Source organism: Polyangiaceae bacterium (genome assembly GCA_020633235.1).
GTDB lineage: Bacteria > Myxococcota_A > Polyangia > Polyangiales > Polyangiaceae > JACKEA01.
Genome location: JACKEA010000010.1, coordinates 98,402 through 110,392, shown reverse-complemented (window position 1 = coordinate 110,392; position 11,991 = coordinate 98,402). Strand labels below are relative to the sequence as shown.

Sequence of the window (11,991 nt, the reverse complement as noted above, 5' to 3'; positions counted from 1 at the left end):
AATCAGTCCCCGCCACCCAGAGTGAAGTAGTATTGGCGGTAGCCGTCACTGCGAGTCTGCTCCAGACAATCCGCACAGAAGCGTGCTGACTCGCTCCCCGACAGGTGATGGTGAGCCCCACACGAGGCGCAGGACCAAGCGTCGCGCTGCCAGATGTTCTGCGCGACCAAATCCGCGCTCGTGATGATGCCCACCAGCACGCCATCGTCCAAGACTAGGAGCGACCCCACGCCGCAGTTCGTCATCACCTCCGCTGCGTGCTGAAGACTGCTCTCACCACTGACGAACACGGGGCTCCGACCGCATGCGCTCTGCACCGCGTGATCAAAGAACTCGTTCGACAAGTCGCAGGCGCAGACCACACCGATGAGCTCGCCTTCGTCGTGAACGGCAAGGTAGTGCACACCCGCAGCGCTCCGCTTCTCTCGCGCGGCGCCCACGGACTCGTGGGAATCCACGGTAGCAACGTCCTTGCTCATGACGTCACGCACCTGCAGTGGCGAGCCCATCAGAACCTGAGCCCCAGCGTCACGCCGCGCTTGTGAACATCGGGTTTCGCCCGCAGGTCATCCAGCACGGGAGAGTCGAACTGAACCAGTTCGACTCCGTCCACGAACACGTGCATGCCGAGCCCGATGAGCTCGACGACGCGGGGACGGTCGTGAGGCGGCTTCTTGGCAGCAGCCAACGGTGCGATGGACGCCAGCAGGACGCCGGCGCAGACGGCCACGAGTGTTCGTTGCATACAGGACTATCGAGCACGCTGTATGCCAGGCGAATTCTCGGGGAATTCGCACTTCTTGGCGCGGCGTTCTGCCCCGCTGACCCCGCTTGCCTCAGGACAGTCGCTTCACCCACTTGAGCTTGTCGTCGGTGTAGGGCGGATAGCGCAGCGGCGGATCCATGGAGCCCTTGTCGAGCACGCTCTTCTTGTGGGTGAAGGTATCGAAGCTGGTCTTGCCGTGATACGCGCCCATGCCGCTCGCACCCACGCCACCGAAGGGCAAGTCCGGTGGAGCCAGGTGAGTGACGCAGTCGTTCACGCAGGCACCGCCGGAGCTGGTCTGCCCCAGCACGCGCTCGGCAACGTCCTTGTCCTTGGTGAACACGTACAGCGCCAACGGCTTCGGGCGGTCGTTGATGAATCGGATGGCCTCTTCGATGTCCTTGACGGAAAGCACCGGCAAGATGGGCCCGAAGATCTCGTCCGCCATCACGGGAGCGGTAGCCGGTACGTCCCGCAGCACCGTGGGCGCGATGTAGCGGTTCTTCTTGTCCGCCTTGCCACCGCTGACGACCTCGCCGCTGTCCAAGAGCTTCGTGAGGCGGTCGTGGTGGCGCTCGTTCACGATACGTGCGTAATCCGAGCTGGCCTGGGGATCCGCGCCGTAGAACTGCTTGATCGTCTCGTCGAGCTTGTCCAGCAAGCGCTGCTGCATGCTCTCGTGCACCAAGATGTAGTCGGGAGCCACGCAAGTTTGGCCGGCGTTGAAGAACTTGCCCCACACGATGCGTCGCGCCGCCACGTCCAGATCCACTTCGCGGTCCACGATGCAGGGGCTCTTGCCACCAAGCTCCAGCGTGACCGGCGTGAGGTGTTTGGCTGCGGCCTCCATCACGATGCGCCCCACGGTGCCGTTGCCCGTGTAGAAGATGTGATCGAAGCGCTGCGCGAGCAACGTCGTCGTCTCCGGAACTCCGCCCTCCACCACGGCGATCGCGTCGCGGTCGAGATAGCGCGGAACCAACTTGGCGATCACTGCGCTGGTTGCCGGGGCCACCTCGCTAGGCTTGATAATCGCAGTGTTGCCCGCGGAGATGGCGCCCACCAACGGGGAAAGCGCGAGCTGGAACGGGTAGTTCCACGGGGCGATGATGAGCACGACGCCGAGCGGTTCGCTGTGAACCACGGCCTTCGCGGGCTGCACCGTGAGCGGAGCCTTCACCCGCTTGGGCTTCATCCAGCGGCGGACGTTCTTGATGGCGTGCTTGACGTCCCCCAGCATGAAGCCCGTCTCGCCGATGAACGCCTCGAAGTGGCACTTGCCGAGATCCGCGTGCAGCGCTTCGGTGATTTCGGCTTCGTTGTCGCTGATGAGACGCTCCAGCTGCTTGAGCTCCCGCATGCGCCACTCCGCCGAGCGCGTCACGCCCGACTCGAAGGTCGAACGCATGCGCTGCACCAGAGCGACGATCTCCTCGTCACTCGCGTGGCGAGAGGATGCGGCGGGCTTGGCTTGCGTGGTGTCGACTGAGAGCGTCATGGCCGGATCCTAAAGCATTTTTCACAGCCGTCACCCGCGCTGCCGAAATAGCTGTCGTAACGGAATCCGCCGAAGCTCGCCGTGCTCCCGTAGCTGGAGCTCCACCAGCTGCTCCTCCCGAGGTCCGATCAGCCAGAGCTCCGCTTCGTCCATGCTTTCGAGGGCTGGACCCGCAGCGTTTTCCGGACAGATGTCGCGCTCCTCCACGATTTCTCCGTCCTCGTCCTCGCTCAGAAAGCGCAGCGGCAGCCCCTGGGTGCGACACACGTAGGGCCGATCTTGGTAGATGCGACACGCGCCCTCGGCATCGAGGAACGCGCACCGCCCCGCCGGTGCCGGCTGCTCGTTCTGCAGCAGCGTGGTGTTGGCTTCGCGGATCCTGCGGGCCTCGACCTCCAACACCGTGAGATCGTCGGTGCAGCAGGCCGAGCAGCCTTGGCGGCAATGAAGGCGGGAGGCGTGGCGGGCTGCCAACGCCTGTGCTTCCGCGTCCACTTCGGCGTGAAGAACCTTCAAATGCACGTCGTGGGTCTACCGCGACGGAGGCCGGCCCGCGGGCCAAATTGACTCCCTCGAGATCCGCTGGTACGTGGCCGCCGCCCTCAGCGAGGTGTGACGGGACTCGCTGAACTGGAGGATTCCATGAAGAAGGCGACACTCTTCGCAGCGCTCTGGCTTGCGCTCTCGATGGTGGTTGGATGTGCGGCAGCAGACGACACCACCACACCTGGCGGCATGCTGCCGGGTTGCGGCAACGGGATCTGCGAGGCCGGTGAGACCATCACCAGCTGTCCCAGCGACTGCACCAGCTGTCAGGGTGGGCAATGCGGCAGCTGCGGCAACGGCATCGTGGAGAGTGGCGAAGCCTGCGACGGCCAGAATCTCTACGGCCACGACTGCGTGGAGCAAGGCTTCGTGGGCGGCGGAGTGAGCTGCAACCCGGACTGCACGGTGAACACCGACGCCTGCTGCAAGGACGAGTGCACCGATGGCGAAGAGCGCTGCAAGGGCGACGTCACGCAGAAGTGCAACCTCGCCTCCAGCGGTTGCCACTTGTGGGTGTCGCTCACCAACTGCGCCACGCTGAACCAAACCTGCAGCGACGCCGGCGGCAAGGCTCAATGCGTCCAGAGCTGCACCGATCAGTGCCCCAAGGCGGGCACCACCCAGTGCAACGGTGACGTGATCGAGACCTGCACCATGGGCAGCGACGGCTGCCTGGATTGGGCGACGGGCAAGGACTGCAAGCCCAACGACGAGACCTGCCAGCTCGCGAGCGGTACGGCGGTATGCCAAGCGGGCTGCACGGATCAGTGCCCGAATGCCGGCGACTATCAATGCAGCGGCAACGTGATCCAGACCTGCGCGAAGGGTAGCAACGGCTGTCTGGGTTGGAGCACCACGCAAGACTGCACCAGCTCCGGACAGGTGTGCGTCGCCCAGGGCACCGCCGCCATCTGCAGCGGAAGCTGCTCCAATCAATGCGCAACGGAAGGCGCCCAGAGCTGCGTGGCCGGCTCCGTCACCACCTGCACCAAGCAGAGCAATGGCTGTCTGGACTGGGTGACCGGACAGAACTGTCCGTCCCAAGGCAAGATCTGCGAGACCACGGGGAGCACTGCGGCGTGCGTCGCGAACTGCTTCGACGTATGCCCCACCGTCGGCGCCAAGCAATGCCTCTTCAACGAGGTACAGGTGTGCACGCTGAAGCCGAACACCTGCCAGCAGTGGGAAAAGGACACCACCTGCCCCTTCGGTCAGACCTGCGTCGCGAACGGCAGCACGGCTTCGTGCCAAACGGCTCCCGCCACCGGTGAAGATTGCGGCACGGCGATCCCGATCACCGCGGGCACCCACAGCATTGCTTGGACGGCCACCAAGAACGATCACCTCACCGTCACGCCCCAGTGCGCGGACCTCTACACCGTGGATGGGCCGGACGTGGTGTTGGTCTATCAGCCCAGCTTCGACGGCAGCATCGACTTCTCCTTCGACAAGCCCGCCAACAACCGTTGGGTGGCGCTGGCCACGGACGGCGCCTGCGGCACGTTGGTGCCGGAGCTCGCCTGCGTGTCGGAGTACACGCTGGACACCATGGGCGGCAGCGTGCCGGTCTCCAACGGCAAGCCCGTCTACATCTACATCGCGGATACGACCAGTGGCACGGCTCCGCTTTCCAACCCACTGAACGTGACCCTCACGGAGCTCAACTGCGCCACGTTCTCTGGTACGGCCACGCCGGTGAGCCCAACCAACGGCTCCACCACCAACACCCTGGCGCCCAAGTTGGTGGTCGACTTCGACGCCGCCATCGACACCACCACGGGCGTGCTCAAGGCCACCGGCGACAAGGGCACCAGCCTGAATCTCGATCTGTCCACCAGCCCCAGCGCCGTGAGCTTCTCCAACGGCAACAAGACGCTCACCGTGGCCGCTACCGCCTTCAAGGCCGGAGAGCACGTGACCGTGAGCTTCACGGGCATCGTGGACGCGACCTGCAAGAACCCGGTGGCTCAGCCCACCTGGGCCTTCGACGTGATCGTGCCGCCGTGCACACCGGGCCAGAACGGGATGATCGGCACCACCACCAGCACCATCCCCACCGGCATCAGCACGTCCTTCACCGAGTACTACATGGGCGTGGACGACCAGCCGAACGGTTGGGTGTACATCGGTGGCTACATCGATCTCTTCCGCGTACCCAAGGCCGGCGGCACCGCCCAGGACCTGTACGTGGACGCGGGCCTCACCTCCAGCCAGCTCGGCTACACCATGCTGGTGGACGGCCAGAACGTGTTCACGCTGGAGTCCAAGAGCTCCGGCTCTTCGGGTCAGCTGTTCCGCATCACGAACGACGGCGGAAGCAGCTGGAACCTGACGGACTTCGGAGATTTCCTCGGTTCGCCGTCGGACTACCTGGAGTCCATCGTCTCCTACAAGGGCAAGATCACCATGGCCACCAACGAGTACACGGTTGGCACGGACACCGAGCTGTGGAGCATGGACGCGGCCCCCACCACGATTCCGGGCACCGTTTCCGTTGCCCTCAAGGTGAAGAACGAGCGCTACTGCAGCGGCCTCGCCATGGACGACACCTACTACTACATGGCCTGCGCCGATCTCGATCGCTTGATCCGCGTGAACCGCACCACCGGCGTGGTCACGTTGATCACCGACGCCTGGGATCTGTCCACCTTGCACAACGACGTCATTGCCGACGACACCAACAACGATGGCACCGCCGACTACCTGTATTTCAAGACGGGCACGGGCGAGGTGTACTTCGTCTGCGATCCCGCGGGCGCCACGCCCTACAGCGACGTCCTCACCGGCTACTCCAGCGCCACCAGCACCTACGGCCTCGCCTTCGACCGCGTCGCCAAGAAGCTCTGGGCCTACGACGAGACCAACAAGAACTTCGTCGTCATCCAGTAGCTCCCCCTTTACATTTGTTGGTTGGTTCGGCGCGAGCCGCTTCGGAACCCTCGAAGGAGGGGAACCTCGCGCAACCAACTGGCAGAACCTGTCGCACGAGTGTAGCGTCAACGCATGCAACACTTGATAGTCCGGGGGAGCGTGATCGGAGCGGCACTCTTGTGGCTAGTACCCAGCTGCAGCAGCGACGAGTTCCAACCTTCCAACTCAGCGAAAGGTGGAGCCGCAGGAGCAGGTACGGGCGGCGGCGCGGGAACGAGTTCAGGTGGAGCAGACGGTGGTCTGGGCGGCTCGAGTGGAGCCGCGACTGGCGGAGCCAGTAGCGGCGGCTTCGCAGGGATCGGCGGCGCTTCGGGCAACGGCGGCTTGGGAGGAAGCGAAGGCGGCGTTGATGCTGGGCCGAGCTGTGTTGGCGCACAGGACTGTGGCGACACAAGCAAGTTCATATGCGATCCCGCGACGCACACGTGCTCCGCATTCCAATGCTCTGACACGAAGGCTTGTCTAGGCGGTCAAATCTGCGTTCACCAGGACCCCCAGCTGACCCAAGGCGCCTGCTACACCAAGTGCAAGATCCCAGAGTTCCCCTGCCCTTCAGGCCAGACTTGCATCGCGGCCGGATCTGACGATGGCACTGGCTTCTGCATCGACGCGGGTTCAACAAAGGTCGGCGACCCTTGTACGAACATTCCGAACGGTCTGGCGTTCACCGACATCACAAAGAGTGACTGCGAGGCCGGAGCCATCTGCCTGGACACCTGCCTAGAAACTTGTGACTTCTGGGCGCTGACTCCGGACTGTCCCACAGACTTCGGTTGCGGCCCCTTTGTGTGTCTACCGTCGGCCTTCGGAGATTCGGCACAGCTTGGGGACCCCTGCGCGGCGCCCAATCCCCTCTGCGCGTACGATGGCTCGAAGTTCCAAGGCAAATGCGACCCGGTCGGTGGCGCATGCTTGAAGGCATGTCGAGCAAACATCGTGGGCGACTGCCCAACGGGCCAGAGCTGCAACACGGACGGGATCTGCCAGTAGCAAGGGGCGGCGGGATCACAGTGTGTCAGAGGGATTGGGCGCTGGCACATCGGACCCACAACGTAACGTAGCGAAGATACTGAGCTATCCAACGAATGATGACGATTGTCATCTCTGGCCCGGCGATTGCTAATCTGGTCGGGCCATGGTCGATCGAGGCCCGGACCCACTGACGCCGGACGAACGGGCTCGCGCGCTGCGCGAGCCGCGGCCGCGGCAGCTGCCCATCGCGCCGGTCGCGAAGCCGCCGCGCCGGCGCCTTCCGCTGGCGGAAGCGGTGCGCCCCGTCGATCGCGAGTGGCGCCCGCTGTACGCCGTCTGGGAGATCACCCTCGCCTGTGATCTCGCCTGCCGTCACTGCGGCTCTCGCGCGGGTCACGCCCGGCCGGAAGAGCTGTCCACGGCGGAGTGCCTGGATCTCGTGAACCAGATGGCGGACCTCGGCGTGCAAGAGGTCACCATCATAGGCGGCGAAGCCTACCTGCGCGAAGACTGGGTCGAGATCCTGGCCGCCATCCGCGGGCGCGGCATGCAAGCGACGATGACCACCGGCGGTCGCGGCGTGACGCCCGAGCGTGCTGAAGCGGCTGCGGCCGCGGGCTTGATGAGCGCGAGCATCTCCATCGACGGCGCCGAAGCGACGCACGATCGCCTGCGGGGTGTCACCGGCTCCTATCGCTCGGCGCTGGATGCACTGAAGAACCTGCGGAGCGCGGGCGTGAAGGTGTCCACCAACACGCAGATCAATCGCCTCAGCATGCCGGAGCTCCCGGAGGTGCTCGAGACGATCGGCGCGGCGGGAGTCCACAGCTGGCAGCTGCAGCTCACGGTGGCCATGGGTCGCGCCGCAGACGAGCCCGACGTGCTGCTCCAACCCTACGATCTGCTCGAGCTGTTTCCGCTGCTCGCAAAGCTCAAAGAACGCGCGGACGAGCTCGGCGTGCGCATCTGGCCTGGCAACAACCTGGGCTACTTTGGCCCCTACGAGTCCGTGCTTCGGGGGACGACGCCCAAGGGCCACATGGCGGGCTGCGGCGCGGGCCGCTCCACGCTGGGCATCGAAGCGGACGGCGCCATCAAGGGCTGCCCGTCGCTGCAGACCGGAGCCTGGACGGGCGGCAACATCCGTGACGACAAGCTCCAGGACATCTGGGAGCGCGCGGAGCCCCTCCGCTACACGCGTAGCCGCACGGTGGACGACCTGTGGGGCTATTGCCGCACTTGCTACTACGCCGACGAGTGTCGCGCGGGCTGCACCTGGACGGGGTTCTCCCTGTTCGGTCGCCCTGGCAATAACCCCTACTGCCATCACCGTGCGTTGGAGATGAAGCGGCAGGGCAAGCGAGAGCGACTGGTGCAGAAGGCCTCTGCACCGGGCGAGCCGTTCGATCACGGCGCCTTCGATCTGATCGTGGAAGACGACGAAAGCGAGGAGAGTGTGCGATGAGTCATCTGGTTCCTTGTCCCGAATGCGACCGGCACGTGCGGTCTCGCGAGAGCGAGTGTCCGTTCTGTGGCGCCGGCCTCGAGCTGTCCGCCGTGCCGGCGCGAGCCATGCCCCGCGGCCGTCTCGGACGCGCAGCGTTGTTCGCCTTCGGCGCCGCCATCGCCGGCGCCACCATGGTCGGCTGCGGCTCCGACGACAGCAGCGGGAGCGGTGGAAGCGCGGGCACCGCGGGTACGTCCGGTTCCGGTGGCACCGGCGGCGGCACCGCGGGTAGCGGTGGCACCGGCGGCGGCACCGCGGGTAGCGGTGGCATGGCCGGCAGTGCGGGCAGCGGTGGCGCTGCCGGCGGCGGCGGCCAAGCCGGCGCCGCAGGCAGCGGCGGCACCGCGGGAATGGCGGGCGCCAGCGGTAACGGTGGCGCCGCCGGTCTGCAGCCGCTCTATGGCGCACCTCCGTTTCCGTGACGCGCAGTACGCTGGCCGCGCGATCGACGTCCGCGCGGCCAGCGCGCCGAACCAACAAGCTGGGGGTGAAGCTCGATGAGTCACCTGGTTCCCTGTCCCGCGTGTGATCGCCACGTGCGATCAGGTGAGAGCGAGTGTCCGTTCTGCGGCGTCGCCCTCGACCTGTCCGCAACACCCGCGCGGCCCATGCCTTGCGGCCGCCTGGGGCGCACGGCGTTGTTCGCCTTCGGCGCTGCCATCGCCGGCGCCACGATCTTGGGCTGCGGCTCGGACGACAGCAGCGGTAGCGGCGGCACCGGCGGAGGCGTCGCAGGGAGCGGCAGCGCTGCGGGCGACGCAGGTCAAGCCGGCGCTGCCGGCAGCGGAGGCACGGCGGGGATGGCGGGCGCGAGCGGCAACGGCGGCACCGCTGCTTCGCAGCCGATCTACGGCGCACCGCCAATGCCGTAGACATGCCGCGATCACCCTACGCCCCTTGCCCGGAGTGTCGCCGCCACGTGCGCGTGGCCGAGCTACGGTGTCCGTTCTGCGATCGCGATCTCGCAAGCAGCGACCTTCGCGGCGACGAGCTTCCGGATCAGCGCTTCGGGCGTGCGGCCCAGCTCGCGTGGAAGCTCACGCTGGGAGGCGTGGGAGCCGTCGCCTGCGCCTCTGGCGGCGGGCCGACGAACGTCGCGCCGCCGCCGGCGCCCAGCCGTGAGGCGACCGAAGTCCGAGCCCCGCCGGAAGCGCCAACGGCCGACGCAGGACCGGAAGCGGAAGCTCCTGACGCTCTGCCGAGGAACGTCATCGCGATCTACAGCGCAACCGCCATCAAGATCACCAAGTCGGTGACCTTTCCGCCCTACTCCGCGAACGTCGTCGCCGCTCAGGCGCCCACCTTGGACGCCATCGCGGAACTGCTCGCGAAGTACCCCAAGATGCAAGTCGAGATTCAAGGCCACTCGGACGAGGGCGAGTCGCCCAAGTTCGCAGAGGCGCGCGCGCAGGCGGTTCGAGCGGAGCTGGTGAGGCGCGGCGTGGCGGCAGAACGTTTGACGGTCAAATCCCTTGGCAAGGACTGGCCCACTGCTCCGCCCCCCAACCCGGCCAACCGCCGCGTCCAATTCCAGATCCTCTCGGGAGGCGATCCCTGACGGCGCGTGTCCATCTCCCCCTCGCAGGCCTTGCGGCTTCGCGAGCCATCGATCGCGCCACGCGACCGCGCCATGCCGTGTGGGAGCTCACCCTCCGGTGCGACACCGCCTGCGCCCACTGCGGCTCGCGCGCAGGTGCGGCGCGCCCCGACGAGCTCACTACCGCGGAATGTCTGGATGTCGTCTCCGCCTTGGCAGCGCTGGGCGTGCGCGAAGTGAGCTTGATTGGCGGCGAGGCCTACCTGCGCGACGATTGGCTGGACATCATCCGCGCCATCCGCCAAGCCGGCATGCGCTGCAACATGGTGACGGGGGGCCGCGGTGTGACCAGAGCGAGCGCGGTGAAGGCCAGCGCGGCGGGGCTACAAGCCGTTGCGGTGAGCCTCGATGGCGATGCCGCTGCTCACGATGCTCTGCGTCGCTCGCCCAGCTCGTTCCAGCGCGCCGTGGAGGCCGTCCGCCATTTCCGAAGCGCGGGCCTCGGCGTGTCCGTCAACACGCAGCTGAACCGCGTGACCATCCCGACGCTGCCAGCGCTGGTAGACACGATGATTCGGGAGGACGTGTACGCGTGGCAGTTCGCGCTGACCGTACCCATGGGTCGCGCCGCGGACCAACCGGAGGTGCTGCTGCAGCCCTACGAGCTGCTCGACGCATTTCCAATTCTCGCGCGCGAAGTGTCGCGGGCGCGCGCGCAGGGCATTCGTATCTCGACGGGCAACAACGTCGGCTACTTCGGCCCCTTCGAGGAAGTGCTGCGCGCCGAGCTACCGTGCTCGCACTCCCTCGGCTGCGGCGCGGGCAGCTTCACGCTGGGCATCGAAGCCGATGGCACCGTCAAGGGTTGCCCCTCCCTGCGCACGGAGCGCTGGAGTGCCGGCAACGTCCGCTCCGCATCGCTCACCGACATCTGGGAACGCGCCGTCACGCTGCAAGAGCTGCGCACCCGCTCGGCTTCCGAGCTGTGGGGCTTCTGCAAGGATTGTTACTACGCCGACACCTGTGGAGGCGGCTGCACCTGGACGGCGGACTCGCTGTTCGGTCGTCCTGGCAATAATCCATACTGCCATCACCGCGCGCTCAGCCTTGCGGATCAGGGCTTGCGCGAGCGCGTGGTCCGTCGCAGCCCGCCGCCTGGCAAACCCTTCGATCGCGCGTCCTTCGAGCTGCTTGTCGAGGCCGTTCCCGCGGCGAGCCAACAAACCTAAACGGAAGCGAAGTGGTCCGTCGCGAGGATCAGCTCGTGGACGTTGCCTGGCTCGAAGGCGGAGTGACCGGCGTCCGGCACGATGCGGAGCTCACCCTTGGGCCACACCTTGGACAGCTCCCACGCGTTCTTCAGCGGACACACCACGTCGTAGCGACCATGCACGATCACGCCGGGGATGTTTTCGAGCTTGGCAGCGTCGTCCAACAGCTGGTTCTCGTGGCTGAAGAAGCCTCGATTATGGAAATAGTGGGCCTCGATGCGCGCGAAGGCCAAGCTGAAGTCGTCCTCGCCGGCGTGCTCCACGTGCTCCGGGTTCGGTAGCAAGAAGCTGGTGGAGGCTTCCCAAACGCTCCAGGCGCGCGCGGCGCGCTGACGCTCTTCGGGATCGTCCCCGGTAAGGCGACGGTGATACGCAGCGCGGAGATCACCGCGCTCCTCCGGAGGAATGGCCGCAAGGTACTTCTCGAAGGCATCCGGGAACAGGTAGCTGGTGCCTTCTTGATAGAACCAGCGGAGCTCGTATTCGCGCAGCAGGAAGATGCCGCGGAGCACCAGCTCCGTCACGCGCTCGGGGTGCTTCTCCGCGTAGGCCAGCGCCAGGGTGCTGCCCCAAGAACCGCCGAACACCTGCCAACGCTCGATGCCGAGGTGCTCGCGCAGCTTCTCGATGTCGCTCACCAGGCTCCAGGTGGTGTTGTCTTCCAAGCTCGCGTGGGGCGTGCTCTTGCCGCAACCGCGCTGGTCGAAGAGCACGATGCGATAGCGCGCAGGATCGAAGAAGCGCCGTTGCTTCGGATCGGTACCGCCGCCCGGGCCACCGTGGAGGAACACCGCGGGCTTGCCGTCGGGGTTGCCGCTCTCCTCGAAGTACAGCTCGTGCACGTCGGAAACGGCGAGCCTGCCGCTTCGATAGGGCTCGATCTCGGGGTAAAGGGTGCGCCGCTCGGTCATGTCCCGACCTTCGCAGGCTCCATCGCGCGCGTCGAGCCTCGACGCGTCCGCC

Annotated in this window: 11 protein-coding genes; 6 read left to right on the top strand and 5 right to left on the bottom strand. The window is 66.2% G+C overall.

Going from position 1 to position 11,991, the window contains the following annotated elements; genetic code table 11:
- Positions 1–2 precede the first annotated feature (2 nt).
- The 4 genes from H6717_40025 to H6717_40010 all read right to left on the bottom strand — a co-directional run bounded on the left by H6717_40025 (position 3) and on the right by H6717_40010 (position 2,786).
- Complete coding sequence (locus H6717_40025) at positions 3–479, bottom strand: CBS domain-containing protein (GenBank protein MCB9583290.1); 477 nt, start codon at positions 477–479, stop codon at positions 3–5.
- Between the two features lie 29 nt (positions 480–508).
- Positions 509–745 (bottom strand): hypothetical protein, encoded by a 237-nt coding sequence (locus H6717_40020; GenBank protein ID MCB9583289.1) that lies wholly within the window; start codon positions 743–745, stop codon positions 509–511.
- 91 nt (positions 746–836) lie between these two features.
- A complete protein-coding gene (locus H6717_40015; GenBank protein MCB9583288.1) occupies positions 837–2,264 on the bottom strand; it encodes an aldehyde dehydrogenase family protein in 1,428 nt (475 codons plus the stop codon).
- Between the two features lie 30 nt (positions 2,265–2,294).
- Complete coding sequence (locus H6717_40010; protein MCB9583287.1) at positions 2,295–2,786, bottom strand: YkgJ family cysteine cluster protein; 492 nt, start codon at positions 2,784–2,786, stop codon at positions 2,295–2,297.
- A gap of 120 nt (positions 2,787–2,906) precedes the next feature.
- Between H6717_40010 and H6717_40005 the strand changes: the two genes are divergently transcribed.
- The 6 genes from H6717_40005 to H6717_39980 all read left to right on the top strand — a co-directional run bounded on the left by H6717_40005 (position 2,907) and on the right by H6717_39980 (position 10,986).
- The gene (locus H6717_40005) at positions 2,907–5,699 is read left to right on the top strand and encodes a hypothetical protein (protein MCB9583286.1); all 2,793 of its coding nucleotides are present in this window, start codon (positions 2,907–2,909) and stop codon (positions 5,697–5,699) included.
- 1,177 nt (positions 5,700–6,876) lie between these two features.
- Positions 6,877–8,178, top strand: coding sequence for a radical SAM protein (locus tag H6717_40000; GenBank protein MCB9583285.1), 1,302 nt, complete (start codon positions 6,877–6,879; stop codon positions 8,176–8,178).
- A gap of 35 nt (positions 8,179–8,213) precedes the next feature.
- On the top strand, positions 8,214–8,642 hold the full coding sequence (locus H6717_39995) for a hypothetical protein (GenBank protein ID MCB9583284.1): 429 nt from the start codon (positions 8,214–8,216) through the stop codon (positions 8,640–8,642).
- 75 nt (positions 8,643–8,717) lie between these two features.
- The gene (locus H6717_39990) at positions 8,718–9,092 is read left to right on the top strand and encodes a hypothetical protein (protein ID MCB9583283.1); all 375 of its coding nucleotides are present in this window, start codon (positions 8,718–8,720) and stop codon (positions 9,090–9,092) included.
- 2 nt (positions 9,093–9,094) lie between these two features.
- Positions 9,095–9,778, top strand: coding sequence for an OmpA family protein (locus H6717_39985; protein MCB9583282.1), 684 nt, complete (start codon positions 9,095–9,097; stop codon positions 9,776–9,778).
- Between the two features lie 77 nt (positions 9,779–9,855).
- Entirely contained in the window at positions 9,856–10,986 is a 1,131-nt protein-coding gene (locus H6717_39980; GenBank protein MCB9583281.1) for a radical SAM protein, read from the top strand.
- Here the strand turns inward: H6717_39980 and pip are convergent.
- Positions 10,983–11,939, bottom strand: a complete 957-nt coding sequence (gene pip / locus H6717_39975) for a prolyl aminopeptidase (protein ID MCB9583280.1) — start codon at positions 11,937–11,939, stop codon at positions 10,983–10,985. The two genes, H6717_39980 and pip, sit on opposite strands and share 4 nt — an antisense overlap.
- Positions 11,940–11,991: the final 52 nt, after the last annotated feature.

Excerpts from the sequence above, each read along its gene's own strand:
- H6717_40025 (MCB9583290.1), bottom strand. The coding sequence starts at position 479 with ATGAGCAAGGACGTTGCTACCGTGGATTCCCACGAGTCCGTGGGCGCC.
- H6717_40020 (MCB9583289.1), bottom strand. The coding sequence starts at position 745 with ATGCAACGAACACTCGTGGCCGTCTGCGCCGGCGTCCTGCTGGCGTCC.
- H6717_40015 (MCB9583288.1), bottom strand. The coding sequence starts at position 2,264 with ATGACGCTCTCAGTCGACACCACGCAAGCCAAGCCCGCCGCATCCTCT.
- H6717_40005 (MCB9583286.1), top strand. The coding sequence starts at position 2,907 with ATGAAGAAGGCGACACTCTTCGCAGCGCTCTGGCTTGCGCTCTCGATG.
- H6717_40000 (MCB9583285.1), top strand. The coding sequence starts at position 6,877 with ATGGTCGATCGAGGCCCGGACCCACTGACGCCGGACGAACGGGCTCGC.
- H6717_39990 (MCB9583283.1), top strand. The coding sequence starts at position 8,718 with ATGAGTCACCTGGTTCCCTGTCCCGCGTGTGATCGCCACGTGCGATCA.
- H6717_39985 (MCB9583282.1), top strand. The coding sequence starts at position 9,095 with ATGCCGCGATCACCCTACGCCCCTTGCCCGGAGTGTCGCCGCCACGTG.
- pip (MCB9583280.1), bottom strand. The coding sequence starts at position 11,939 with ATGACCGAGCGGCGCACCCTTTACCCCGAGATCGAGCCCTATCGAAGC.